The following is a 24,981-nucleotide window of genomic DNA, read 5'->3' as shown; positions in this document are numbered from 1 at the left end:
TTCCTTGTATCGCCCCCTGCTAAAACAGGTGTTGCCCGCCTGTTACAAAAATCTCAGTCCCCGTCACATAGCCAAAATTGGGTGTACAGAGCTGGTAAACGGCTGATGCGACCTCTACAGGTTGCCCCATTCGGTTCATCGGGATCCGCGGAATCAGGGCCTCGTATTCCTCGCCAATCATATCTGTTTCGATCTCCCCCGGAGCAACAGCATTCACCCGCACACCAAAACGGGCAAATTCCACAGCTAGTTCCCGTGTCAGCGCCGACAAAGCCGACTTGGAGGTCGAGTAGGCAGAACCCGCAAAAGGGTGAACTCCATGCCCGGCGATAGAGGTAATATTGACCACGGCCCCCTCCCCTCGTCCCAGGGCAGGAGCAAAACCCCGACACAGCATCAGAGGGGCAAAAAAGTTAAGTTCAAAAACCTCGCGCCAGGTTTCGACATCCCCGTTCAGACAGCCCAGACGTTCCTTGTAGGTTGTCTTGGGTGAAACCGCCGCATTGTTGACCAGCGCATGTAACGGGGCCTCGCCCAGAATTTCATTGGCCCGATCAATGAATTTTTGCGTGCTTTCCGTGTTGTTCAGATCCGTAACAATATGTTCGGTCCAGTTTGGATCACGGCGACAATGATCGGGAATATTCTCTCTGGAACAGGTAATCACCCGCCAGTTTCGCTGGCTGAAATACTGGACAGTTGAATGACCGATACCCCGGCTGGCACCGGTAAGAACCAGTGTCTTCCGCTGTTCGGGATCAACTTCGTGATTACTGGGCCCCTTATCCTGCATTCTTTTTCTCCTCGTCCCGTTGAGCACGAACGATCTTGCTCACTTCAATTCCATAGGGTTCCTGCAATACTATAATCTCTGCATGGGGATAGATCATACAGATCTCCCGATCGACTTCCTCGGCAATGGCATAGGATTGCGCCAGAGCGATATGCCCGTCCAGCTCCATATGAAACTGGATAAAAAGGTCCGGTCCAGAAATCCTGGTCCGCAGGTCATGCAGCCCAAGCACCTCGGTATGAGCCAGAACCAGCTCCTTGATTTTCCGGCGCTCATCATCGGGCAACTCCCGATCCATCAGCATGTCCAGCGCCTTCTTGAAGATGCTCCAGGCATAACTGAGGATGTAGCAGGAGATCAGCAAGGCAAAAAGCGGATCAATCCAGGGAAGCTCCAGGTATTTTCCCAGTACCAGAGCCAGAATGACCGAGGCATTCACGACCATATCACCAACATAGTGAAGGGCATCGGCCTGAATAGCTACCGATCCTGTCTGTTTGACAACTCTGTGCTGATAGCGTGTGAGGATAAAGGTCGCAAGAATCGAGAAAACCATAACAGCAATCCCGAGGTTGCTGTTGCTGACCGGCTGGGGAGACACAAGTCTTTCCCCCGCCTGTAGCATGAGGAAGACAGCGGACCCTGTGATAAAGGCAGACTGTGCCAATGCCGCGAGGCCCTCTGCCTTGCCATGGCCGAAACGATGCTCCTTGTCAGCGGGAGTCAGCGCATGATGGATCGCCAGTAAATTAAGCAGGGAAGCACCTGCGTCCAGAAGGGAATCGACCAGAGTCGTCAGGATCGAAACTGATCCGGTGTACGCCCAGGCGGATAACTTTGCTGCGATCAGAACCAGAGCAGTCAAAACAGCTGCATAAGCGGCCCGCTTCATAAGCAGGGCAGTTTTTTCTCTGTGATTCAAACTATTGTCGCTCATCCAGTCATCCCATTGATGGCCTGTTGCAGGCCCAACTGTTCACCGAGATTTTTTAACAAGACGCTATAAGGCAATGAATCAGGGATAAAGACGTTCAGTTGTCCAGCTCTGCTCAGTCCCACCGGGAACACTGTGGTAGACCAGACGGTCATGTAGCCGAAAAGGACCGTCCTGCCAGAATTCAATTCGTTGCGGGCGAACACGGAAACCAGACCAGTGCGGCGGGCGCGGTACCGTTCCCAATCCGTATTTGGCAGCAAACTTTGCGACCTTCTTCTCCAGCTCGAATCTTCCGGTCAAAGGGCGGGACTGATCACTCGCCCAGGCACCGATCTGGCTTTGTTTGGGCCGGCTGGCAAAATAGGCATCCGCTTCTTCAGACGTGACCTGTTCAACCATACCCTCTACCCGCACGGAACGACGTACTGATTTCCAGTGAAACATCAGCGCTGCCTTGGGGTGGGCCAGAAGCTGCTCACCCTTCCGGCTTTCAAAGTTGGTATAGAAAACAAATCCCTCATGATCCCAATCCTTGAGCAAGACCATACGCGCAGAAGGCATGCCATTCGCATCAACAGATGCCAGACACATGGCATTGTGATCATTGAGCTCTTTTTCTTCTGCCTCTTTCAGCCAGGCAGCAAAAACTTCATAGGGGTCTGACGGAGTAGCATCGCGAATCATGGTATTTCCCGGTATTTCCGGCCTCATTTTATTTGCTATAAATACACCAGAGACATCAGAGGGCTTGGATAAGAACATAAAGCTTCCTGAAGGCGTAACAGATTGCAGGAAACCGGACAACCGTTCTGACTGCGACAGTTTTGCAAAGCCGGGCAGAAAACCGGCGTTTCAAAAACCGCACATCAAGACACACAAATGTCACAGGATTGTGGTTTAAGCCATAAAACGGCCTCAATTTCTTATTATCGATAATGATGATTTAGGATAGTCCGGATTGGGTACAAGGATTGTGATATACTTTCCCTAATTCGGCAAAACAACTGCAAGAGAACAAGAAGATGAAACTCAAAGCGAGTATAGCTGTTCTGATGATCGCTCTTACGACCACGGCCTGTGCTGACCGTGGTGTAAAACAAACCGTAGGCGGATTGGGTGGTGCAGTTGCTGGCGGGCTTCTTGGAGCTCAGTTCGGCAAAGGCAACGGACGGATTGTGGCTGCTGCAACAGGCGCCGTTCTCGGGGGTTTGCTCGGCAGCGAGGTTGGTCGTTATATGGACGACGAAGACAAGAAAAAAGCTGACGCGGCCTATACCAGAGCCCAGACAGCTCCGGTCGGCCAGACCATAGCCTGGAACAACCCGGACACAGGACATTCCGGCACAGTTACTCCTGTACGCGACGGAAAATCCTCGTCTGGTGCTTACTGTCGCGAATATCAGCAGACAGTTGTGGTTGGCGGGAAAACCGAAGAAGCCTATGGCACGGCCTGTCGCCAGCCTGACGGTTCCTGGGAAATTCAATAAACCCGTTGCAGTACCAGCCATAGAGCTGCCTGCTCTTGCCTGATGGCCAACAAAGCCCTGATGATTTTCATCAGGGCTTTTTGTCTTTCCCTCTGCCTGAACAGCAACTGTCTTCGGTTACCATAACAAACCTGTCAAACAGCAATGCTATTACATTGCTTGTAGAACCGGGCTTGCCTCTTTAAAGTTATGTTTAATCTATTATATTATTTTTGTGTCTGCCCCGGATACCTGCCTCGACACTCAAAAGGCAGACCCTGTGGCGGCTTTCTGTAACATATGACTGAGTTTCATCACCCATAATGCAAGATCTCTACAAAACTCTCGGGGTCAGCAAAACCGCTTCGGATGCGGAAATCAAGGCTGGCTATCGCAAACTCGCGAAACAATACCATCCAGACCTAAATCCGGATGACAAGGCCATTGAACAGAAATTCAAGGAAATCTCACAAGCCTATAACATTCTTGGTGATGCCAAGAAAAAACAGCAATATGACCGGGGGCAGATTGATGCGACCGGACAAGCCAGCAACCCCTTTCATGGTGGATACACACACCGGGGGCAACCCCGCGGTGCAACCGCAGGCGGGAATGGTGGCTTTGATTTTGGCAACGAGATGGATATCGGAGACATTTTTTCCGATCTCTTTGGTGCAAGGAAACGACAGACAAGAACATCCCCCCCTCAACGTAAAGGGAGTGACGTCAAATACACCTGCTCGGTCAACTTCGTCGAAGCTGCAGCTGGTGCAATCAAACGGATTGATCTGGCCGACGGGAAATCCCTGAATATTACCATCCCGCCAGGCACAGAAGACAAACAGGTTCTGCGTCTCAAAACCAAAGGTCTTCCCGGTGTGGGCGGCGGACCAAACGGCGATGCCCTGATCGAGGTCAGAATTGAAAGCCATCCCCTCTTTTCCCGAAAAGGACGAGACGTCTATCTCGACTTGCCAATATCCCTGACAGAAGCACTGGAGGGAACCACTCTGACAGTGCCGACAGTCACTGGCCGCGTGAAGGTGAGAATTCCGCCAGATTCCAATACCGGCACCACCTTGCGCCTGAAAGGCAAAGGAATTGATGACATCAAGGGTGTTAACCGGGGCGACCAGTTGATTCGTTTGCAGGTCTATCTGCCGGACGAAACAGACAAGGAATTGCGGGATTTCATACGAAACTGGGCAAAGACCAAAAACTATGATCCTCGCAAACATACAGGTCTCTTTGAGTGAGCCAGGCATAACCTTTTTCATAGCTATGAAATGATCTCCCCTTGCACCCGCAAGCCAGAGAGCCTAGGTAGAGGCCAAGTTCAGCCACAAACTCAATCCGGGAACCACGACAGTCATGAAAAGTTTTGACGAAATTGTTGATGATCTGAACATCAGCGGCTCCGAGCTTTCGGAATGGATCGAACACAACTGGGTTCTACCGACCCAGGAAGATGGAACGATTCTCTTTACCGATGATGACGAATCCCGTGTCAGGCTGCTCAACGAAATGATCAATGAGATTGGCGTCAACTACGAAGCCATGCCAATCATCTTACGCAGTATGGATCAGGTCTATAACCTGCGGACGCTGTTGGGGCATCTCGCCACCGCAATTCAGGCCCTGCCAGCAGAATCGCGACAGGAACTGGAAGAGATTATCCGCAACAGGGGATAATCTCAGGGGCCGAGGCACCAGTAGGACCTCCCGGAATGCCTCAACACAGCATTATTCCTGTGAACCAAAGAGCCAGAGCTGGGCAGCGAGCAGATACCCTGGTTCCTGATAGTGTTCTTGTTCTTCACGACAGCTGAAAACAAATTTCACGTCGTGGCTGTCAAGGCTGTCCAAAGCCCGGGCAATCAGGCTATCCCAGGGTTTTATTGCAGCGGGAGCAAACCTCTTTTGCCCGAAGGCCCCGCTCTCGACTGTCAAAACAGACAGGATAATGCTTGCAAAAAACTCGCGCAGGAACAGCTTTTCATCTTCTGCGTACGGCAGAACTATGCGGGCAGCATGGCTGGCAGTCACCGCATGTAACACCGTAAAGTCATTCGTCCGCAGGAACAGATCCAGACTCAATCTGGAAATATCCTCGAGGGAAATATCCTTTGCGTCATAGGCTGCCTGCACCAGCTTGTGACGCTCCGCTTCCCCCAAAGCAGCTTCCATCTGCCGAAAAATCGATCTGATCCTGGGCAGAGACGCCAAGGTATTTTCCTGTTGCGCAACCAGCACTTTCTCTCCCAGTGAAGCAACGGTGTCGCAACGATCCAAAGCGCACACGTTTGCTTCAAGAGACAGCGGTAGATAAGAAGCAGCCATATAAGCCAGCCCCGCTGCAATTTCACTTTTGTTTTTTGCAGCAATCCCATACGCCAATCTGATCAGGGCATGAAATGCGCTGGCTGATTGGCCAGGAATTAACAGTTTGAACAACGGCACCGGATCTTCTGGCGTAATCCTTTGCTGGAAAAAGTCAAAATACGCCCTGTAATAATTCCGTTTCCCCAAATGAATTTTGAAGTTCTCAAGGTCAATCGTCTCTGTTCCACCTGATGGTTCCACCGCTTCCAGTTGCCCAAGATATGCCTGGGAAAACTCTGTCAAAGCGCTTCCGGCTGCCCCGATTTTCCGCAGGGCATAAACTGTCATAGGAAAGTGGTTAGAAAAGTGATGCGGCCCGTACTCAGGCGCATAACGTTTGGCATGTTCAACAGGCATCAGCTTCCTCTTGCTTTGGCCGATTATTCTGGTCAATTACTCTGGCCAGTTCTTACTCCGTCTGGCGAAGAATCTCTTTCAGGGATTTTTTCCTGACTTCAACCGGGTTCTGTTCCAGGGCTTTGAGAACATCCGCAATACCTTCGGGCCAGTTGCGCCGTGGCAGATAATCCAGGTCCAGCTCTTTTAACAGATCCTCCAGCGTTACAGCCGAAAGGTCCCGGCAGAGAATCCATCGTCCTCGCCCTGTTCGGTTGGCAATGCGCAGACGTTTCAAATCGTAGAGAACTTCACCTGTTGCCCGCAAATCAGCCGGCAAGCCCTTCATCATGACCGTCTCTTTCAAAGAAGTTCCGTGATGCCCTGCTTTTTCAAGTTTGCGCAGCAGGGCAATCATCAGCGAAAGATAATCGCCGATCCCTTCCCGTCTGATCCCCCGGCGCAGAACAGCCCGACGCTCAGGCAAAGCGGCGGCAATTTCCGCACCCAACAGCACGACCACCCAGGACAGATACATCCAGATGAGAAAGATCGGGATTGTCGCCATTGCCCCATAGATCGCCTGATAGGAGGGGAAATAGGAAAGATAGAGGCCAAACCCGCGCTTGAGCAATTCAAAAAGAGTTGTTGCCGCTATACCACCAGCCAGGGCGTGCTTGAATAAGACAGGTCTGTTGGGAACCACCAGGTAAAGCAATGTAAAAGCTGTCCCACCCAGAACAACGGGAAGAATCCGGCTTACAAAGGATCGGGTGTAACTGCCCCCACCGACGAGTTCTGCCATAGCAAAACCATAGCTGGAAACGGTAAGTGACGCCCCCAGCAGCAAGGGCCCAAGAGTAAGCAACGCCCAATAAACCAGGATCAAATTAAACAGGGGACGTCGCTCTTGCACACACCAGATCGAATTGAAGGAATGCGAGATCGTATAGAGCAGCATGATTGCCGTCACGGCCAGAGCCAGAACACCGATAGCCGTCATATTCTGGGCATTTGCAACAAAGCTGTTGAGCTGTTCGGCAATTTCCAGCTCGGCAGCAGGAAGAATATTTTTCAGGAGAGAATCCTGAAGTGTTCCTCTTGAAGCTTCAAAACCGGGAAAAGCCGACATCAGAGCCAGGGCAATCGTCATCATCGGCACAATCGCCAACAAAGATGAATAACTCAGCGAGGCGGCAACACGGGTTCCCTTGTCATTATCAAATCGCCGCAGAACATAGCGGACAAACCGCCCCAGATTGATCCATGTTTTCCGGTCTGCAAGCTGTTTCAGCATGACCACTAGTCTTTTTACTGTCGAATCTGTCACCGAGAATCCCTCTGAGCCCTGCCATTTTCACTTTTGTGGTTAACTATCACTGGCGCGAAACAAATTTCCCAGCTAAAAAGTCAGAAAATGTACTCCTGACGTCGCCATTTCTTTGACCAATCCCGGCAATGTTGTAGGATGCTGCACCTTTTTATCAGGACAATCTCACAGCGAGGAACCCTATGTCCAACCCACAACCGATAATGGCTGGCAAACGTGGCCTTGTAATGGGTGTTGCCAATGACCGCTCTATTGCCTGGGGGATCGCCAAAGCGGTTGCCGACCAAGGCGCGGAACTGGCGTTCACCTATCAGGGCGACGCTTTGAAAAAACGTGTCGAGCCTCTGGCTGCTTCCGTTAACTCTGAAATTCTGGTTCAATGCGATGTCACCGATGATGACAGCGTCAAGGCGACCTTCCGTGAAATCAAGGAAAAGTGGGGCAAGCTTGACTTTCTTGTTCATGCCATTGCCTACGCTGACAAGGAAGAACTTAAAGGCAAGTACCTGAATACCAGCCGCAAGAACTTCCTGCAGAGCCTGGATATTTCCTGCTATTCCTTTACCTCCATTGCCCAGCATGCTGCACCTTTGATGACCGAAGGCGGCAGCCTTGTGACGCTCACCTATTACGGTGCTGAGCAGGTAATGCCTCACTATAACGTTATGGGTGTTGCCAAAGCGGCTCTGGAGGCGTCTGTGCGCTATCTCGCTGCCGATCTGGGACCTGACAATATCCGTGTCAATGCAATCTCTGCCGGCCCGATCAAGACTCTGGCGGCTTCAGGTATTGGTGACTTCCGCCATATCCTGAAATGGAACGAGTACAACTCTCCGCTCCAGCGTAATGTCAGTATCGAGCAGGTTGGCGGGGCTGGTCTCTACTTGCTGTCCGATCTGTCAGGCGGGGTAACGGGCGAAATTCACCACGTAGATTCCGGCTATCATGTCGTCGGCATGATGAATGTCGACAAAGCCAAGGACCTGTCCGAACTTCTGGCAAACTTTAACCCGCAGGGTTAATTGATCTTTGGGCTTGCCGATCTGTAGAGATCGCAAAAATATGGGGGAGCGCGGCAGGGCTGTTGCTCCCCCGAATTTTAAGACAGACTAACACTCAAACATTGCGAGAGCATTATGGCTGGTAATTCCTTTGGCGAGATCTTCCGTTTTACGACCTGGGGCGAAAGTCACGGCCCGTCTATCGGTTGTGTCGTTGATGGCACTCCTCCGCGGATTGACCTTTGTGAAGCGGATATCCAGGGATACCTCAATGCCCGGAAACCCGGCCAGAACCGCTTTACCACGCAACGCCAGGAAGCCGATCTGGTCAAGATTGTCTCGGGCGTGTTTGAAGGCCAGACAACTGGAACACCCATTGGACTGATTATCGAGAACACCGACCAGCGGTCCAAGGATTACGGCGACATCGCCAGGAAATTCCGCCCCGGTCACGCCGATTACACCTATTGGGAAAAATACGGCATCCGTGATTATCGCGGTGGCGGGCGCTCCTCTGCCCGGGAAACCGCCATGCGTGTTGCCGCCGGAGCCATTGCCCGCAAGGTGCTCGACACACAAATCGAGGGGGGCGTGCAGATCCGTGGTGCCCTGGTCCAGATGGGACCGCACAAGATCGATCGCTCCAGATGGGACTGGGCAGAGGTTAATAACAACCCTTTCTGGTGCCCTGATCCTGTTGCCGCCAAGGAATGGGAAACCTATCTCGATTCTGCCCGTAAAGCCGGGTCGTCACTCGGTGCCGTTATCGAAGTTGTTGCCAGCAACGTGCCTGTTGGACTTGGCGATCCGGTATACGACAAACTGGATTCAGATCTGGCCAAAGCCATGATGTCGATCAATGCCGTCAAAGGGGTCGAGATTGGTGATGGCTTTGATACGGCAGCTTATAGCGGTGAGGAAAACGCCGACGAGATCCGTATGAAAGATGGCAAAGCCCATTTCACCAGCAATCACGCTGGCGGTATTCTCGGGGGAATATCCACAGGACAGGACGTCGTTGTCCGCTTTGCAATCAAACCAACAAGCTCGATCCTGCAAACCCGGAAAACAATCACAAGCGATGGCGAGGAAACCGAAATTTTCACCAAGGGTCGGCATGACCCCTGTGTCGGCATCAGAGGTGTCCCGGTTGGCGAAGCCATGATGGCCCTGACACTGGCCGATCATTGGTTGCGCCACAAAGCTCAGTGCCGCTGATCATAATATCTGTGAAGACATTTCCAATCGCTTCTGTACTTTAAACCTGTCTTAAGAAGCTGCCTCTATGATCCTGAGGCAAAACTCGGGATCTCTTCATGCAAAAAACGAATGTGGCAGAAACGGTTGTACCCCGGCAAAGTAACCAGCAAGCCTGGCTGGTTCGAGGCCTCTTTGTTCTCACGCTTTGTCTCAGCGCCTTTTTGCTGTTTCTGATCCAGCCCCAGTTTACCAAGCTTGTTCTGCCATTACTCGGCGGTGCACCTGCGATCTGGAACACGGCGATGGTCTTCTTTCAGGCCTTGTTGCTCGCCGGCTATATCTATGCCCATTTTCTCTCTGAGAAATTCTCTCTGAAGCATCAGATCCTTATACACCTTGCAATCATGCTCATGGCCGCCCTGGCCTTGCCCATCGCAATCTCGGAACATTTTACGTCCCCCTCAGAGAACTGGCCGACTGTCTGGTTACTCGGATTGTTTATGGTCTCGATTGGCGCTCCGTTTTTTATTATCTCGGCCAACGCCCCCCTGCTGCAAAACTGGTTCAGGTCTTCCGGCGATCCCTCTGCTGCAGACCCCTATTTTCTCTACGCTGCCAGCAACATTGGCAGTATGACCGCCCTCTTCGCCTACCCTCTGTTGATCGAAATCCAGTTTGGTCTCTCGACCCAAGGAGTTCTCTGGTCCGGTGGTTTTGCCCTGCTGTTCGGCCTGATTTTGATCTGCGGACTGTTGTTGAAGAAACAGCCATTATCCATCACTTCAGATGTACAGGAAGGTTTGGAGCTTTCGCCCCACAGCAAACCTGCAGTGACCACTTACCTTTCCTGGATATTGCTGGGACTGATCCCCTCTGCCCTTCTTCTGAGTGTCACCAACAAGATCACGACAGATCTGATTGCCATGCCTCTGCTTTGGGTGATCCCCTTGGCCTTGTACCTCCTGACTTTTGTGATCGCCTTTGCCCAGAAACCATGGATTTCCAACAGAACCATCAATCTACTCGCGCCCTACTTTTTGCTGGCTGCAGCGATCTACAACATCATTGCCCTTTCAGTCCCGACCATTCTGTTTTTTCTGGCCGGGAACCTTGTCTGCTTTTTTGTCATTGCCCTTTATTGTCACAGTCAACTTGTCGCCCGGCGCCCGGATGCCAGATATTTGACGCGTTTCTATATCGCCATGTCCTTGGGGGGCGTTCTTGGCGGCATCCTTGTGGGCATACTTGCCCCCCTCGTCTTTTCTGATATCTATGAATACGCCCTGCTTTTGATTGTTGCTGCGTTGCTTATGCCCCAGTCCGACAACCCAAAGGCAATCCTATTCAATAAACTTCTTGGGAAAAAAGCTGAAACAGCCCTCGCAGATATTCTGCTCCCTGTCCTTGTTCTTGTTTCCTTTGGACTGGTCAGGCTTGCCAAGACCCAACTGGACTTCGGGCTTGAGCTGGTTACCTTTGGCCTTTTCACCCTGATTATCATTCTTTTGGTCGAGGGGATCGGTCGACCAGTCCGCTTCACTCTAGGGATCGTATTCTGCCTGTTTTACAGTGGGCAACTCGGCCTGCAGGGCAAACAGCGCATTTTTCATGAACGCAGTTTTTTCGGGGTCTATTCAGTCAGGGAAACAGTACTTGAAGACCTGTCCGGAGAATCAGTTCGCATTGCCAAGCATGGCACCACGGTTCATGGAATCCAGGTTACCAGTTCGCTTGAGCCCCTGAGTTACTACCACCGCAATTCTGGTGTGGGGCGCTTGTTCGAGGCCTATGAAAATAAAGGTTTTCAGCCACAGAAAATTGGCGCGATAGGGCTCGGGGCCGGAACTGTTCTTTGCTATGGTCAGGAACATCAACAATGGACTTTTTTTGAAATCGATCCCTTGGTTGAACGCCTGGCCAGAAACACCAATATTTTCACCTATCTGGAAAATTGCCCTGCGCGCGCCGAGGTCATCATTGGCGATGGGCGCCTGTCTCTACAGAACGTTCCGGACGGTACCTACGATCTTCTTATTGCAGATGCCTTTTCATCCGATGCCATCCCCCTTCACCTCCTGACCAAAGAAGCCTTTGAAATCTATGGCAACAAGGTCGATAGCAAGGGTATTATTCTTCTCCATATTTCCAACCGCTTTTTTGATCTTGAGGCCGCTGTTGCAACAACAGCGCAGATCACCGGCCTGCACAGCAGAATCTATCGCTACATTCCAACCTCGGAGCAGGCGAAGAACAATCCCCACCACTTCCTTTCATCCTGGGTCGCTCTTTCAAAAGACCGGAATACCTTGGATCATCTTATTCCCCTGGGAAATCCCGGGGGAAAGGCAGACACTCCGAACATATGGCGGGAACTTGCGAACGATCCGGATACAAAAGTCTGGACTGATGATTACTCCAACATCCTCTCGGCATTGAAGTAGACCTTTTCAGGCATGCTCAGGCCTTGAAACAATCTGCAGCGGGCAGCAAACAGATCTCGTACGCCGGGTTCGCCATATTAGGCCAGATCCAGTTGTGGTGTTTTTTGATCTCTGTTGCCGAAAGATGTTCACGGTTACGGGTCGTGTGCCCATCCTGCATAACCAGCGTTTTATAACCCTTGCTCGCCGCAGCTCTGATCGAGGTATCAATACAGAATTCTGTGGCATATCCACCGATTATCAGGGTGTCAGCCCCCAGTGATCGCAAAACCTCGTCCAGCCGGGTATGACGGAATGCATCGCAAGAGGCCTTTTCCACAACAGCTTCCCCGGCAAGTGGAGCAACACCCCCAAAAAACTCCCATCCTTCTGTATTGCGTTCAAAGGGCGTTCCGGCTTCACTGTGCTGGACAAAAACAACAGGGATTCCCTGACTTCGCGCTGTCTCTAACGCCTGAAGCAGCACATCACGGGTTTCCATCAACGCATGCGCCGCTGGCTCAAAAGAAATCGCTTTTTGAAAATCAATAACAAGCAGTGCCTTCATAATTCCCCCCCCTTCGACAGCAGCCGATCAGATCCAGCCCTGTAACTCTTGCAATGTAATATCCCGAATAACCTTCATTCCCCCTTCGTCCGCATTCAGACAGGGAATAAAAGCAAAATTTTCTCCGCCATTCTCAAGAAAAGCTTCACGTACACCAATATCAATTTCCTCCAGGGTCTCGACACAATCGACAGAAAACCCTGGCGTCAGAATCACCAGATTTTTCACCCCGTTCTTTGCCATTTCTTCCACTGTTGGCTGGGTATAGGGCTTGAGCCATTCCTTCGGGCCAAAGAGAGACTGAAAACAGAGTTTCAGCTTTTCTTCAGTCCAGCCAAGTTTTTCCCGGAGCAATCTGGTCGTCTTGGCACAGTGGCAGTAATAGGGATCACCTTTCTCATGATATTCAATGGGCAAACCGTGGAATGACGCGATTGTCACGTCCGGCTTCCAGTCAAGTTTTGCCAAACCCTGCTCCACAGAGTTTGCCAGTGCATCAATGTAGACCGGATGGTCATGATAGGCAGGAACACAACGAACAGCAGGCTGCCAACGCATACTTTTCAGGGCATCAAAACACTTGTCATAAGCCGTTGCCGTAGTGGTTGCCGAGTATTGGGGGTAAAGAGCAAACAGCAAGATACGATCACACCCCTGTTTCTGCAGGGCTTCAATCCGCCCCTTTACCGCCGGGTTACCATATCTCCAGCCCCAGTCAACTACAACTTCCGGGTGGTTTTCCGCCAGCATCACCTGAAGCTGCTCTGCCTGTTCACGGGTTATGGTTCTGAGCGGGGATTCATCTTTCTCCCGGTTCCAGATTTCCTCGTAGGCCTTGCCGCTTTTCCCCGGCCTTGTGGTCAGGATAATCCCCTGCAGGATAATCTGCCACAGCCACTTCGGTGCCTCGATCACACGCTGATCACTCAGGAACTCCCCCAGATACCGTCGCATGGACCAATAGTCCGTCCCATCCGGCGTTCCAAGATTCATCAAGAGAACCCCGACCTTCGAAGCAGGGATTTCCGGGTGGCGAGCGGGAAAATATTTTTCAGGCTGTGCAGCAGGCATAAGGTCCTCTGTAAGGCTGGAGTCATGGCATCCTTCCGAGGCCCTTCCCCCGAATAATGCCAGATCTTTATTGCAGGGGAATATAGGCGGACAGCACCGCCATGCAAAGTCCCCTGTTCCCAATTTTCCTCCTCCGCGCTACAATGCCTCATGCAAGCCATTCTCTATCGCTGGAAACTTATCCCCTCCAGAAGAACCGATTTTATTACGGCCTGGAGAGAAATCACGCTTGCCCTACGAGAAAAAACCGGGGCATTCGGCGCGCGCTTGCACAGATGTGACGACGGCAGCTACCTCTCTTACGCACTCTGGGAAACACTGGAACAGAGATCCGAAGCCTTTGCCTCTGGCAGCCTCCCCCGGCAGGTCGTCATGCAGATGCATCATGCCATACAAGAACGCCATCCCGAACAGACCATGGAAATAACAGACGATCTGCTGTTGCCGCTTGCTGAAGAAGATCCTGATATTTTTGCAGTCCTTTACAACTGGCAGATCAATCCTTCGCTGCTCCAGCCTTTCAAAGAGATCTGGCACCGTGTCACACTCGAGCTTCGTTCCCGTTACAGATTCCCGGGATCACGGCTGCATCTGGGCAGCGACGGAAGCTGGATAGCCTATGCGATCTGGCCCAGTCAGGAGATGCGCGACCATGCCTTTTCCCACCCCGTTGTCGCTGAGGAAGAAAAGGCTGTGATGCGTAGCTGTCTTGTCCAGGAACAGCAGGAAACAAAGATGCAACTGGTCCAAGACCTGTTGCACCCCTTACCCGGTCCGTAAACCACTGTTCCTTTTTAAGATTCTTCTTCTACATCCAGATCAGCCGAATCATCATCCGTGTCGTATTCGGCTTCAAAACGGGCTACCAGCTCGACATGCTCGCTCCAGATAAACTGGTCAACCGGCGTCACTTCCTGGAGGCTGTAACCGCCTTCAACCAGAATACGGGCATCCCGGGCAAAGGTGCTTGGACTGCAGGACACATAGACAATCGTCTTGATGTCCGACTTTGCCAGCTCATAGCACTGTTCTCTTGCCCCGGTACGTGGTGGGTCCAGGACCACACAGTCGCCCCCTTCCAGCTCTTCTTCTGTAATCGGATCTTTATCAAGATCACGGCAATCACTGGTAATCCGGTGTGTGGTTTCATTGCGTCTTGCTGAGGTGGTCAAAGCCATTACAGCCCGCTCATCCCCTTCCACCGCATGAACCTGAGCGCGTTTAGACAAAGGAAACGTAAAGGTTCCACAACCGGAAAAGAGATCCGCAACAGTTTCAAAAGAGTCCGGCAGATAGCCCATGACCAGATCGGTCAAGACCTGTTGCCCTTCGGCGCTGGGCTGTAAAAACGCTCCTTCAGGCGGAAGAACCGGAATATCGCCAAAGACCTGTATCGGCTTGTCTCTAATGGCAACAGGTTCGGGTTCTTCACCGGGGCGGTTCCAGGCGAAACGTGCGACAGAATTTTTCTCGGCAAAGGCGGTGATGGCTTCGCGCCCCTCAAGGGTCAATTTCGCTGTGCTGACAACCAGAATATCCAGACCCGCAGTCGAAGAAATCGCCGTAATATCGGCTTTTTCCTGTTCGGGCACCAGCAGAACCATCAAGAGTTCACGCAAAGGTGCAATCATCCCGGCCAGAGGGCTGTTCAGAAGTTTACAGTCGATGACATCCACAACTCTATGGCTTTCACGCTCATGAAAGCCCAGAGAAACTTTCTTTCCGCGGGCAAGCGCAGAAAAAACAGCCCGACGCCGTGTGCCCGCGGCAACCTGAACCATTTCGGCAACTTCACCGCCACTAAAGCCTTTACGGGTCAGCGCCTGGACAACAATATCCCGCTTCCAGCGACGGTAAAATTCCGGTGCGACATGCTGAACGTTACAGCCACCACAAACACCATAATGCTGACAGGGTGCATCGACATGACTTTCGCCCGCCTCCAGCAACTCAAGGATCTCGGCCTTGAAGCCGCCGGACCTTTCGCCAACAAGCTTCACCCGCAAGCGATCTCCAGGCATGGTCCCGGGGACATAGACAGGACGGCCCTCATGCTCGGAAACACCGTCTCCTCGTGCCCCGAGACTGTCTATCACCAGCTCAAGCTGTTTACCGCCACCCGGGCGCGCTTTGCGTCGCATCTTCCTGACTACCTTCTTATGAATTTATATCATCCGGTTTCCGAATGAATTTGCGCCAATCTAGCAGCTTTTTTTCACACCGCAATCACAAGCCGTCACCGCGCATCGCATCCCTGCCCTGCAAAGTTACAAGAATTCTGCCGTTTTTGGTTTAATTCTCTCCGTGCTTCCCCATATAACTGGACAAACTTGCCACCCCGCACTTGCAATAGAGCAAGGGTGTCATACTCTGCCTGTATTAAGATTTTTACATATTAACATCCGGATTTCTGCTCATGTCATTCCTGCGATTTCTGTTCAAGGGCATTGTCGGTATCTTTGCCGCACTTGGCCTTCTCGTTCTTCTCCTCGGGCTGTTAGTCGGGGCATTTTTCAATAATGCAGACGACCTTACCCGTCGGGCCGCAAAGCAGGACTTGCCTGCAGAAATCATCCTGACCATAGATCTTTCCGAAGGTATTTGGGAAGGGCCGGTCCAGCCCTCCTTCCTCAGCAGTTCACTACAACCCGGACTGCCCCTTCACGATGCCATAGAAGCCCTCTATCGGGCCCAGGGCGATGACCGGGTAAAAGGTTTGCTTATTCGTGCAGGTCAGGGCTCTCTGGGTCTTGCATCGGCACAAGAACTGAGACGAGCGGTCCGGGACTTCACCAAATCCGGCAAGTGGTCAGCCTCTTTCGCCGAAACCTATGGCGAAGCCGGACATGGCACCCTGCATTACTATCTTGCCAGTGCAGCTGAAAATATCTGGATCCAGCCTTCGGGAGATCTCGATATCTCTGGTTTCAGTATGGAGATCCCCTATTTACGGCCCGTGCTGGATGAATTCGGGGTTCAACCCCAGTTCAGCCAACGCCATGAATTCAAAGGGGTGATGAATACCTTTACAGACGGGGCCATGCCAGAGCCCGTCCGCCAGAATACAAAAGCAGCCCTTGATTCCATACTCGAGCAAATTGCAAACGAGATCTCCATCAGCCGTGAAAAACCCGGCGAGATTATTTCCTTTATGAATCAGGCACCTTTCAGTGCCCTGCAAGCCCTCGATAATGATCTTGTCGATCGGGTTGGTTATTGGGACGAGCTTCTTTCAGAAGCTCTGGTTGAAAATCGTGAATTTGTCCATCTGAGTGACTACACCTTCGCCACTCAGATGACAGCTCCGGAAAACGCACCGCGCATTGCCGTGATATACGGTCAGGGCGAGATTCACCTGGGGGATAGCCAGGGTGGTTCCTTCTTCGATGGCGGGATGTCAATGGGCTCAAACACCATCGCCGAAGCTCTTTCTGATGCAATTGACGACGATACAATCAAAGCCATCCTTCTTCGCGTTGACAGCCCCGGTGGGTCCTACGTCGCGTCGGATGTTATGTGGCGGGAAGTCCAGCGGGCCAGGGAACTGGGCAAGCCGGTTATTGTTTCCATGGGTGAAGTCGCTGCCTCTGGCGGGTATTTTATTTCTGCTCCTGCAGATCGGATTTTTGCCAATCCTGTAACCATCACCGGATCAATCGGTGTTGCTGGCGGGAAAATGGTGCTTACAGGACTTTGGGACAAAATCGGGGTCAAGTGGGACGGCGTGAAGGCCGGGGAGAATGCTGATCTTTATAGTGCCAACAAAGCTTTTGACAGCGATGGCTGGACACATCTGCACGACTCACTCGATCGGATCTATGAGGATTTCACGCTTAAGGTCAGTGAAGGCCGGGGCATGAGCCAGCCTGCTGTTCATACCGTTGCCAAGGGCCAGATCTGGTCAGGGACACAGGCCAAGAAAAACGGTCTGGTTGATGATCTAGGCGGCTTCCGCGAAGCTCTGCAGGCGACACGTGAAATGGCTGCAATCGATGAGGAAACGCAACACGAACTTGTTATTCTGCCCGTCCCCAAGGATCCACTGGAAGAACTTCTTGACGGGATCTTGGGCAGCTCGATGATCCTGAGTGATCCAGCCGTCGCAAGTTCTGTGAAAGAGGTTGTCCGGGTCGCGTCTCCCTTCCTGCAGGAATTCCAGCAAACAACCAAAGATCGCAGGGCATCAGTTCTTTATTCCGGCCTTCCTCGCCTGACTGACCAATAAACAAGGCCGCAACAGGACAAAACACCGCCTGCCATTCAGAGATTGGCAGGCGGTGTCAAACTCCATAAGAATGTAACTTCCCTCAGGTTTTTCTAAGCTGTTTTTGCTTTTCCCAAAAGCAGTTCAGAGCGTTCGACCAGACGGTCTACGGGGAAATTGACGGTTACCGTCGTGCCTTTACCAAGTTCACTTTCTATGGATAAGCGCCCTTTGTTTCGTTCAGTAATTGATTTGACAATACTCAGGCCCAGCCCGCTCCGCTCTTCGTTACCATCAGATGTTTTCCAGAAGGGATCTGTCACGAGAGGCAAGTCTTCCTTAGAGATTCCAATTCCCGTGTCAGCCACCCGGATTGTCAAACCGTGATGAGAATCATAGAGCGTCGAAATTTCGACCTGCCCGCCACGAGGGGTAAAGTGGATAGCATTACTCAACAGATTAACGACAATCTGTTTGAAACCTTGCGCGTTGGTCCGAAGATAGGGGATGTTTGACTGCAGCGAATATTCAAGATCAACGGCCCCGTCTCCAGCCCGGAGCTCCAGTGCCCTGACACAACTCCGGATCTCGTCCTCGACGTCCAGTTCTTCGTCCTGCATTCCTGCTTCGCTTGATTCAAGCCTCGAGATCTGCTGAATGTCGGAAACCATCATCATCAGGCTTGAGCCCGCTTCGAAAATATACCCCAGATACTCGGAACGTCTTGCCTGATCGATCTTGTAATCGTCTTCCTTCATCAAAATCTCGGCAAAGCCGATGATCGCGTTGAGAGGGGTCCGAAGTTCATGGCTCATATTCGCCAGGAAGGAGGTTTTTGCCCGGTTGGCAATTTCAGCAATTTCCTTGGCTTTCACCAGATCCTTTTCATGCTGTTCAATCGTGATCAGCATGTTGTTATAGGCCTCGACAGTTTGTCCCAGTTCGTCTTCTGAACGCCACTTCACCAATACGGGCTTTTTTTGGGTCGCCATTTCATCGATGGAATGAGACAACATGGCCAGGGGGCGACCGATAATACGGTTGATCGCCAAAGCAGCCCCACCACCCAGTGTCATCAGAATGCAGAAGAAAATCACTCCGTCGAGGAGGACACGCGTCGCGACCTTGTCATAAGCCTGCACCGTGGTGTAGCCCACTTCCAGATGGCCGAGTACCTCTTCGTCCTCAAAGGCAACATAGGTAAGAGGGACCTTGATAAAGTTGATGTCATCCTTTGTTACCGGCAGCTCATCGCTCTCATCCAGTGGATGAAACTCTCCTGCACCTTCGGGAAGAACTATTCTGACCCGGACAAGATCCGGGTCCCGGATCAGCGTATCGAGAACCAGCAAGACAGTGCTCTCGTCATAATCCCAGAGCGACCGGGAAAGCGGGACAGCAACCTTGTTGGCCAGGTCAAGTGCCCGTTGTGAGATCCGCTCTTCTTCCTGTTGCAAAAACCTGACTTCAAAGAACAGGAAAGGGACCAGCCCGGTCACAAGGACCGACAAGATACAGATGGTCAACAGCTTGGTGCGGACAGATTTAAAGGCCATTAAAGTTCGAAAACCTATCTGTTAATTTCAATCCGGCTTCATCAAGTGACTGTTCTCCCTGCAAGGCCTCTGCAATAATTAAAGCAGTCCGGTTTCACAACTCCACTCCTGCTAATGATCATCAGGCCATAGGCAAAACCAACTCGACGGCAGGATATCAGCCCACTCCCTGAAAAGTATCGAGGCTCTGGCATCCCCGCCACTTTCCTTCAGCCGTTTTGTGTATTTATATCACGGATTACACGATAGCGCCGCAGAAGTTAACAGGTCATAAACGAGAGCAGGTAATCCGCTCTAACTATTACGTTTCTGGAATATTTTTACAGTGTATAGGCAGGCCCGGCGCTAAATGAATTTCCGCGCACCAATCAGGAATTCAATGTTCCCTTCCGGTCCCTTGATCGGGCTTTCTGTGATCCCGAGAACGGCCCAGTCCGTTTCCTCGTTCAACCAGCTTTCAATCCGGTCACAAACTTCCTGGTGGAGCTCTGGTTCGCGGACCACGCCCCCCTTGCCAACACGCCCTTTGCCAACCTCGAACTGGGGCTTGATCAAGGCTACCATCAAAGCACCGGGAGACGCCAAAGCCATTGCCGCAGGTAAAACGGTTTCAAGACCGATAAAACTGGCATCGCAGACAATCAGATCAACTGGTTCCGGTATCTTCTCCGCATCCAGATGACGGGCATTGGTTCTCTCCATCACCACGACACGTTCATCCTTGCGGATTTTCCAGGCCAGCTGACCATGCCCCACATCGACGGCGTAGACCTTGGCCGCCCCCCCGGTCAAGAGAACATCAGTGAATCCCCCGGTGGAAGCTCCCACATCCATGCAAACCTTGCCCGTGGGATCTATTGCAAAGGTGGACAGGCCTTTTTCCAGCTTCAGTCCCCCGCGGCTGACCCAGGGATGATCCTCGCCCTTGAGGGTCAATTCCGCATCTTCAGGCAGGGTCTGTCCGGGTTTGTCGATCCTTCGGGTATCGGAATACACCTGTCCTGCCATAATTCTGGCCTGTGCCCGGGATCGGCTTTCCACCAGCCCCCGGTCGACCAACAGCTGATCCACGCGTATTTTACCGACTTTTGCCACGTTATATGCTCTTGTAATTGACCAGACCAAGGCGTTCGCGCCAGGCGAAACGTATAACAAAAACAACTGCCACAAAAGCAAGTCCTGCAGCAAGACCTAACCAGATACCTTGCCCGCCCCAGCCAAGAACAAAGCCACAAAAATAAGAGATCGGCAAACCCAGCCCCCAATAGGCGAATATCGCCACGAACATGGGTACTTTGGTATCGCTCAACCCGCGCAAAGCGCCAGAGGTAACAACCTGTCCCCCGTCAACCAACTGGAACAGGGCCGCAACAGCCAGATAGGACACGGCCAGTTGCAATGGCACCTGGTTTTCAGGCAACAGCGGATCCAGATAAAACCCGACCAACACCTCGGGAATAAACCAGAAAGCCAGACAGGTCGTTCCCATAAAGCCGGTCCCCATGATAATCGAAACCCAGCCAGCCTTGCGAATGCCTTCACTTTTTTTAGCGCCATAGGCCAGACCAACCCGGATTGTCGCCGCCTGGCTGATCCCCAAGGGAATCATAAAAGCAATGGACGCACATTGCAGAGCGACAGCATGAGCTGCCAATTCATTGGTGCCCAGCCAGCCCATCAGCAGCGTTGCAGCAGCAAACAATCCCGTTTCGGCTGTCAGCATACACCCCACCGGCAATCCGATCCGGAAGATTTCAAAAAACCGGTTCCAGTCCGGCTTCCACAAACGGACAAGGATGGCATAGCGTTTAAAACGATGGTGGGTCAGAATATAACCCAGAGCAATCAGGAACATCACCGTATTAACAAAAGTTGTGCTGATCCCTGCCCCCATCAATTCCAATCGTGGAAAGCCCCAGTTGCCAAACATCAAGGCATAGTTCCCCAGTCCGTTGACCACAATTCCGGCCAGCGTGATGACAAGAATAACCTTGGTTTTACCCTGAGCAGAAAGCAGACAGCGCAAGACCAGAAACAGGAACGACGCAAAAAGATGCCAGATTGCATAGTGCACATAGACCTGTGCCATCCCTGAACTTTCTTCGGTCTGCCCGGCAAAAAGAAAAATGGCTTTTGTATTCCAGATCAAAGCCACCAGAAAAGCAGCGAGCAGAACAGAGACCCAGAAGCCCTGGCGGACAGTACGGCGGACAGACTTGAAATCTCTTGCACCGATTGCCTGCGCAATCATGGGGGCAACAGCTGAAACCAGGCCAATTCCAAACAGGTAAAAAGGGCTCATCAGACTGCTGGCCAGCGTTCCGGCAGCCAGAAATTTTGGGCCAAGCCACCCCATCATGATTACATCGGTTGTCACCAGTGCCATCTGCGCGACCTGGGCTATGACCAATGGCCAGGCGAGAACAAAGGTCGCCCTCAGCTCTTCTCCCCAACGCCAGACAGACGGCAAATTCTGGTCAGAAGCCTCTTCGGCCCTGTCCTCTGCAAGGTTGATCGACATGTACTGGATCCCAAAAAGAAAATCACCGATGGACGCAACCAAAAGCGGCTGTTCGCCATAGTGTCAGAATGAATATCAATCCACCCTAACGGGTAATCTCATAGTTGTATAGTGCACAAGAAAAAGCGGACACCATCCTGCCCTGCCCCGAAATACCAGAAACAGTGCAATACGGTTCTTTTTTTAAGACAGCAGAGCAACTCCTGGCCCAGCTGTCACCTGCAGTCAGGCAATAGAAGAAGAGGGTCGAGCGACACCTTGCCCCAATGCAGCAAGCGCCCGGTTAAAGATCCCCTCCGCATCCAGTCCGGCCTGAGCCAGCTGTGTTGCAGGGCTTTCATGATCAATGAAGACATCCGGCATACAGACAGGGCGAAACTTCAACCCCTTGTCAAAGAAACCTTCATTCGCCAGATAGTTTGATACCAACGAAGAAAATCCGCCAATGGAGCCTTCTTCAACCGTGAGCAAAACATCATGTTTATTTGCAAGATCACGGATAAGATCAACGTCCAGCGGCTTGGCAAAGCGGGCATCGGCCACCGTTGTAGTGTACCCTCTCGCGGCCAGCTTTTCTGCGGCCTTGAGGCAATCATCAAGGCGGGTTCCCAAAGCAAGAATTGCAACATGTTTGCCCTCGCGGATAACCCGGCCTTTCCCAATTTCCAGTACCGTTCCCCGCTCGGGCAACGCCATGCGACCTGTCGCCTCTCCCCGGGGGAACCGGATGGCACTTGGACGATCGTTGATCGTGGTCGAGGTCGCAACCATGTGCATCAGTTCCAGCTCGTCCGAGGGTGCCATCAACACCATATCCGGGATGCAGCCAAGATACGCCAGATCATAGCTTCCCTGATGCGTAACTCCATCGGCACCAACCATACCGGCACGATCGATAATAAAGCGCACGGGAAGGCTTTGAATAGCCACATCATGGATTACCTGGTCATAGGCACGCTGTAAAAAGGTCGAATAGATCGCCGCATAAGGTTTGTAGCCTTCACAGGCCATGCCCGCACAGAAAGTCACGCCATGCTGTTCGGCAATCCCGACATCAAAAGTCCGGTCCGGAAATTCCTCTTCAAAAAGATTGATTCCCGTACCAGACGGCATGGCTGCAGTCATCGCGACGATCTTGTCGTCTTCCCGGGCTTCCGCAATCAAGGCCTTGGCAAAAACGTTCTGATAAAGCGGCGCCTTGGGGGGGGATTTTTCCTGCTTGCCACTAACCACATCAAATTTCGACACGCCGTGGTATTTGTCGGCTGCCTTTTCCGCTGGTTCGTAGCCTTTGCCCTTTTGAGTTACCGCATGAATCAGGACCGGACCGTCGTAATTACAGTCCCGGACATTTTTAAGCACGGGCAGCAGATGGGAAAAGTCGTGACCATCGATCGGGCCAATATAGAAGAAACCCAGTTCCTCGAATAGCGTACCACCTGTCAGAAATCCGCGGGCATATTCTTCTGCCCTTTTGGCTGCAGTTTCCAGTCGTGGCGGTAACTTGCTGATAATCTCTTTGGCCATATGCCGCATCGACTGATAGGGCTTGGCCGAAATCAGACGCGACAGATAAGCACTCAAAGCCCCGACCGGCGGAGCAATGGACATGTCATTATCGTTCAGGATCACAATCAGGCGCGAATTCATTGCTCCGGCATTGTTCATGGCCTCATAGGCCATGCCCGCCGTCATAGATCCATCACCGATCACGGAAATCACATTGTTGTCTTTGCCCGCCAGATCACGCGCAACAGCATACCCAAGGCCAGCTGAAATCGACGTAGAACTGTGCGCCGCACCAAAAGGATCGTAGATGCTTTCCTTGCGGGTGGTAAAACCGGACAATCCGCCCCCCTGACGCAGAGTACCAATACGGTCACGGCGCTCGGTCAGGATCTTGTGCGGGTAACACTGATGTCCGACGTCCCAGATCAACTTGTCATCGGGGGTATTGAAAACATGATGGATGGCAACTGTCAGCTCGACAACGCCCAGACCAGCTCCGAGGTGACCGCCGGTACGCGACACCGCGTTAATCATGTCCAGACGCAGTTCCTCAGCCAGTTGCGGCAATTGGCTTTCTTCCAGCGTACGCAAATCTGCCGGGTTCTTGACCGTATCCAGCAGAGGGGTCTGGCGATTGTGACCGTACTGACTCACCCTACTCTCCATCACTTCTGTTTCCAGTTCCCTAACGGGCTTTCATTCTCTGTATCTCTGGCAGCCAATCTCACACTATACGCCGGGTTTCCCCATCGGGTCGAGCGAGGCTTACACCCGGAAGCAAAAAAACTTACGACCTACGTTCCAGTACAAATGTGGCAATCTCGCGCAGTAACTGCGCCTTTCCTGAGAAAATATCAAGTCTCGATTTTGCCGAGACAACCAGCTCTTCTGCTCTGACACGGGCTTTTTCCAGACCAAGTTGCCCGACAAAAGTTGCTTTTCCAGCGTCAGAATCAACTCCTGTAGGCTTCCCGGTTTCCTCTGGAGTTGCCTCATGATCCAGTAGATCGTCAACAATCTGGAATGCCAGCCCCAGATCTTCCGCATAAAGACGCAGAGCGGTTCTTTCTTCTCTTTGCGCCTGGCCCAGGATCGCTCCAGCCTCACAGGCATAACGAATAAGCGCCCCGGTTTTCAAAGCCTGAAGCCTTGTGATCCCGGCGAGATCCAATTTCGCCCGATCAGGAGAAAGGTCAATCATCTGACCACCAACCATACCTTTGGCTCCAGCCGCCGTCGCAAGCTCGGTGATCAATTCAAGGCGAACTTGCGCATCGGGATGGCTCTCAGGCGAGGCCAGAACAGTAAAAGCTTCTGTCAACAAACCATCGCCAGCCAGGATTGCTGTGGCATCGTTCCATTTCCGGTGGACCGTTGCTCTTCCCCGGCGCAAATCGCTGTCATCCATGGCGGGAAGGTCATCATGCACCAGGCTGTAGCAGTGCACCATCTCCAGTGCTGCCGCCGCCTGTAGAGCCCGGGAGGGATCAACACCGAACAGGGCAGCACTTTCCATAACCAGAAAGGGTCGCAAACGTTTCCCGCCCCCAAGGGCAGAATAACGCATGGCCTCAACGACCTCCCCTTCTGCAGTGGATACGGAAGGAAGAAGTCTTTCAAGGTGCGCTTCAACAGCGTTCGCACAACGGCTCAGGGCCTGTGTAATATCCTGCATGGAAGTCAGATC

Annotated in this window: 21 protein-coding genes; 8 read left to right on the top strand and 13 right to left on the bottom strand. The window is 52.2% G+C overall.

Annotation, left to right across the window (positions count from 1 at the left end; translation table 11 throughout):
- Nucleotides 1-19 precede the first annotated feature (19 nt).
- From O4H49_RS01130 to pdxH, 3 genes are all read right to left on the bottom strand, one after another.
- Complete coding sequence (locus O4H49_RS01130; protein WP_269421566.1) at nt 20-793, bottom strand: SDR family NAD(P)-dependent oxidoreductase; 774 nt, start codon at nt 791-793, stop codon at nt 20-22.
- Nucleotides 783-1,730, bottom strand: a complete 948-nt coding sequence (locus tag O4H49_RS01125) for a cation diffusion facilitator family transporter (protein WP_269421565.1) — start codon at nt 1,728-1,730, stop codon at nt 783-785. The genes O4H49_RS01130 and O4H49_RS01125 overlap by 11 nt, the downstream gene beginning before the upstream one ends.
- 78 nt (nt 1,731-1,808) lie before the next feature.
- Nucleotides 1,809-2,441, bottom strand: coding sequence for a pyridoxamine 5'-phosphate oxidase (gene pdxH, locus O4H49_RS01120; protein ID WP_269422266.1), 633 nt, complete (start codon nt 2,439-2,441; stop codon nt 1,809-1,811).
- Nucleotides 2,442-2,752: 311 nt separating this feature from the next.
- Here pdxH and O4H49_RS01115 point away from each other — a divergent pair, with 311 nt between their 5' ends.
- The 3 genes from O4H49_RS01115 (at nt 2,753) to O4H49_RS01105 (ending at nt 4,888) form a co-directional block, all read left to right on the top strand.
- Entirely contained in the window at nt 2,753-3,217 is a 465-nt protein-coding gene (locus O4H49_RS01115) for an RT0821/Lpp0805 family surface protein (protein WP_269421564.1), read from the top strand.
- A gap of 302 nt (nt 3,218-3,519) precedes the next feature.
- Complete coding sequence (locus O4H49_RS01110) at nt 3,520-4,452, top strand: DnaJ C-terminal domain-containing protein (RefSeq protein WP_269421563.1); 933 nt, start codon at nt 3,520-3,522, stop codon at nt 4,450-4,452.
- A 115-nt stretch (nt 4,453-4,567) separates the two neighbouring features.
- A complete protein-coding gene (locus O4H49_RS01105; RefSeq protein WP_269421562.1) occupies nt 4,568-4,888 on the top strand; it encodes a chaperone modulator CbpM in 321 nt (106 codons plus the stop codon).
- Between the two features lie 51 nt (nt 4,889-4,939).
- On the opposite strand, the gene O4H49_RS01100 is transcribed toward O4H49_RS01105, so the two are convergent.
- Both O4H49_RS01100 and O4H49_RS01095 read right to left on the bottom strand, forming a co-directional pair.
- A complete protein-coding gene (locus O4H49_RS01100) occupies nt 4,940-5,935 on the bottom strand; it encodes a questin oxidase family protein (protein WP_269421561.1) in 996 nt (331 codons plus the stop codon).
- Between the two features lie 52 nt (nt 5,936-5,987).
- Nucleotides 5,988-7,244, bottom strand: a complete 1,257-nt coding sequence (locus O4H49_RS01095; protein WP_269421560.1) for a YihY family inner membrane protein — start codon at nt 7,242-7,244, stop codon at nt 5,988-5,990.
- Nucleotides 7,245-7,426: 182 nt separating this feature from the next.
- Here O4H49_RS01095 and fabI point away from each other — a divergent pair, with 182 nt between their 5' ends.
- The 3 genes from fabI (at nt 7,427) to O4H49_RS01080 (ending at nt 11,886) form a co-directional block, all read left to right on the top strand.
- Complete coding sequence (fabI, locus tag O4H49_RS01090; RefSeq protein ID WP_269421559.1) at nt 7,427-8,266, top strand: enoyl-ACP reductase FabI; 840 nt, start codon at nt 7,427-7,429, stop codon at nt 8,264-8,266.
- 114 nt (nt 8,267-8,380) lie between these two features.
- The gene (aroC, locus tag O4H49_RS01085) at nt 8,381-9,463 is read left to right on the top strand and encodes a chorismate synthase (protein ID WP_269421558.1); all 1,083 of its coding nucleotides are present in this window, start codon (nt 8,381-8,383) and stop codon (nt 9,461-9,463) included.
- Nucleotides 9,464-9,561: 98 nt separating this feature from the next.
- The gene (locus tag O4H49_RS01080; protein WP_269421557.1) at nt 9,562-11,886 is read left to right on the top strand and encodes a spermidine synthase; all 2,325 of its coding nucleotides are present in this window, start codon (nt 9,562-9,564) and stop codon (nt 11,884-11,886) included.
- A 16-nt stretch (nt 11,887-11,902) separates the two neighbouring features.
- Here O4H49_RS01080 and O4H49_RS01075 read toward each other — a convergent pair whose 3' ends face one another.
- Together O4H49_RS01075 and hemH are read right to left on the bottom strand one after the other, a co-directional pair.
- Nucleotides 11,903-12,433, bottom strand: a complete 531-nt coding sequence (locus O4H49_RS01075; protein ID WP_269421556.1) for an isochorismatase family protein — start codon at nt 12,431-12,433, stop codon at nt 11,903-11,905.
- 27 nt (nt 12,434-12,460) lie between these two features.
- Nucleotides 12,461-13,504, bottom strand: coding sequence for a ferrochelatase (hemH, locus tag O4H49_RS01070; protein WP_269421555.1), 1,044 nt, complete (start codon nt 13,502-13,504; stop codon nt 12,461-12,463).
- 150 nt (nt 13,505-13,654) lie between these two features.
- Here hemH and O4H49_RS01065 point away from each other — a divergent pair, with 150 nt between their 5' ends.
- A complete protein-coding gene (locus O4H49_RS01065; RefSeq protein WP_269421554.1) occupies nt 13,655-14,284 on the top strand; it encodes an antibiotic biosynthesis monooxygenase family protein in 630 nt (209 codons plus the stop codon).
- A gap of 14 nt (nt 14,285-14,298) precedes the next feature.
- On the opposite strand, the gene rlmD is transcribed toward O4H49_RS01065, so the two are convergent.
- Nucleotides 14,299-15,645, bottom strand: coding sequence for a 23S rRNA (uracil(1939)-C(5))-methyltransferase RlmD (gene rlmD, locus O4H49_RS01060; RefSeq protein ID WP_269421553.1), 1,347 nt, complete (start codon nt 15,643-15,645; stop codon nt 14,299-14,301).
- 275 nt (nt 15,646-15,920) lie between these two features.
- On the opposite strand from rlmD, the gene sppA reads away from it, so the two are divergent.
- Complete coding sequence (gene sppA, locus O4H49_RS01055; protein WP_269421552.1) at nt 15,921-17,729, top strand: signal peptide peptidase SppA; 1,809 nt, start codon at nt 15,921-15,923, stop codon at nt 17,727-17,729.
- 92 nt (nt 17,730-17,821) lie between these two features.
- Here sppA and O4H49_RS01050 read toward each other — a convergent pair whose 3' ends face one another.
- From O4H49_RS01050 to O4H49_RS01030, 5 genes are all read right to left on the bottom strand, one after another.
- Complete coding sequence (locus O4H49_RS01050) at nt 17,822-19,264, bottom strand: ATP-binding protein (RefSeq protein ID WP_269421551.1); 1,443 nt, start codon at nt 19,262-19,264, stop codon at nt 17,822-17,824.
- Nucleotides 19,265-19,609: 345 nt separating this feature from the next.
- Complete coding sequence (locus O4H49_RS01045; protein WP_269421550.1) at nt 19,610-20,359, bottom strand: TlyA family RNA methyltransferase; 750 nt, start codon at nt 20,357-20,359, stop codon at nt 19,610-19,612.
- Between the two features lies 1 nt (nt 20,360).
- Nucleotides 20,361-21,785, bottom strand: coding sequence for an MATE family efflux transporter (locus O4H49_RS01040; protein ID WP_269421549.1), 1,425 nt, complete (start codon nt 21,783-21,785; stop codon nt 20,361-20,363).
- A gap of 225 nt (nt 21,786-22,010) precedes the next feature.
- Nucleotides 22,011-23,960 carry a 1-deoxy-D-xylulose-5-phosphate synthase gene (gene dxs / locus O4H49_RS01035; protein WP_269422265.1) on the bottom strand — a complete coding sequence of 650 codons (1,950 nt, stop codon included), beginning with the start codon at nt 23,958-23,960 and terminating at the stop codon, nt 22,011-22,013.
- Nucleotides 23,961-24,081: 121 nt separating this feature from the next.
- On the bottom strand, nt 24,082-24,969 hold the full coding sequence (locus O4H49_RS01030; protein WP_269421548.1) for a polyprenyl synthetase family protein: 888 nt from the start codon (nt 24,967-24,969) through the stop codon (nt 24,082-24,084).
- Nucleotides 24,970-24,981: the final 12 nt, after the last annotated feature.

Origin of the sequence: Kiloniella laminariae (assembly GCF_027214005.1) — a bacterium.
GTDB classification, from domain to species: domain Bacteria; phylum Pseudomonadota; class Alphaproteobacteria; order Kiloniellales; family Kiloniellaceae; genus Kiloniella; species Kiloniella laminariae_A.
Note: the sequence above shows the minus strand (reverse complement) of the source record. Positions and strands in the feature narration are given on the sequence as shown.

What these genes read in the sequence shown, in the direction of transcription:
- O4H49_RS01130 (WP_269421566.1), bottom strand. Translation starts at nt 793, where the DNA reads ATGCAGGATAAGGGGCCCAGTAATCACGAAGTTGATCCCGAACAGCGG.
- hemH (WP_269421555.1), bottom strand. Translation starts at nt 13,504, where the DNA reads ATGCCTGCTGCACAGCCTGAAAAATATTTTCCCGCTCGCCACCCGGAA.
- O4H49_RS01030 (WP_269421548.1), bottom strand. Translation starts at nt 24,969, where the DNA reads ATGCAGGATATTACACAGGCCCTGAGCCGTTGTGCGAACGCTGTTGAA.
- O4H49_RS01100 (WP_269421561.1), bottom strand. Translation starts at nt 5,935, where the DNA reads ATGCCTGTTGAACATGCCAAACGTTATGCGCCTGAGTACGGGCCGCAT.
- aroC (WP_269421558.1), top strand. Translation starts at nt 8,381, where the DNA reads ATGGCTGGTAATTCCTTTGGCGAGATCTTCCGTTTTACGACCTGGGGC.
- O4H49_RS01115 (WP_269421564.1), top strand. Translation starts at nt 2,753, where the DNA reads ATGAAACTCAAAGCGAGTATAGCTGTTCTGATGATCGCTCTTACGACC.
- fabI (WP_269421559.1), top strand. Translation starts at nt 7,427, where the DNA reads ATGTCCAACCCACAACCGATAATGGCTGGCAAACGTGGCCTTGTAATG.
- O4H49_RS01075 (WP_269421556.1), bottom strand. Translation starts at nt 12,433, where the DNA reads ATGAAGGCACTGCTTGTTATTGATTTTCAAAAAGCGATTTCTTTTGAG.
- O4H49_RS01050 (WP_269421551.1), bottom strand. Translation starts at nt 19,264, where the DNA reads ATGGCCTTTAAATCTGTCCGCACCAAGCTGTTGACCATCTGTATCTTG.
- rlmD (WP_269421553.1), bottom strand. Translation starts at nt 15,645, where the DNA reads ATGCGACGCAAAGCGCGCCCGGGTGGCGGTAAACAGCTTGAGCTGGTG.
- sppA (WP_269421552.1), top strand. Translation starts at nt 15,921, where the DNA reads ATGTCATTCCTGCGATTTCTGTTCAAGGGCATTGTCGGTATCTTTGCC.
- O4H49_RS01040 (WP_269421549.1), bottom strand. Translation starts at nt 21,785, where the DNA reads ATGTCGATCAACCTTGCAGAGGACAGGGCCGAAGAGGCTTCTGACCAG.
- O4H49_RS01110 (WP_269421563.1), top strand. Translation starts at nt 3,520, where the DNA reads ATGCAAGATCTCTACAAAACTCTCGGGGTCAGCAAAACCGCTTCGGAT.
- O4H49_RS01125 (WP_269421565.1), bottom strand. Translation starts at nt 1,730, where the DNA reads ATGAGCGACAATAGTTTGAATCACAGAGAAAAAACTGCCCTGCTTATG.
- O4H49_RS01105 (WP_269421562.1), top strand. Translation starts at nt 4,568, where the DNA reads ATGAAAAGTTTTGACGAAATTGTTGATGATCTGAACATCAGCGGCTCC.
- dxs (WP_269422265.1), bottom strand. Translation starts at nt 23,960, where the DNA reads ATGGAGAGTAGGGTGAGTCAGTACGGTCACAATCGCCAGACCCCTCTG.
- pdxH (WP_269422266.1), bottom strand. Translation starts at nt 2,441, where the DNA reads ATGAGGCCGGAAATACCGGGAAATACCATGATTCGCGATGCTACTCCG.
- O4H49_RS01065 (WP_269421554.1), top strand. Translation starts at nt 13,655, where the DNA reads ATGCAAGCCATTCTCTATCGCTGGAAACTTATCCCCTCCAGAAGAACC.
- O4H49_RS01080 (WP_269421557.1), top strand. Translation starts at nt 9,562, where the DNA reads ATGCAAAAAACGAATGTGGCAGAAACGGTTGTACCCCGGCAAAGTAAC.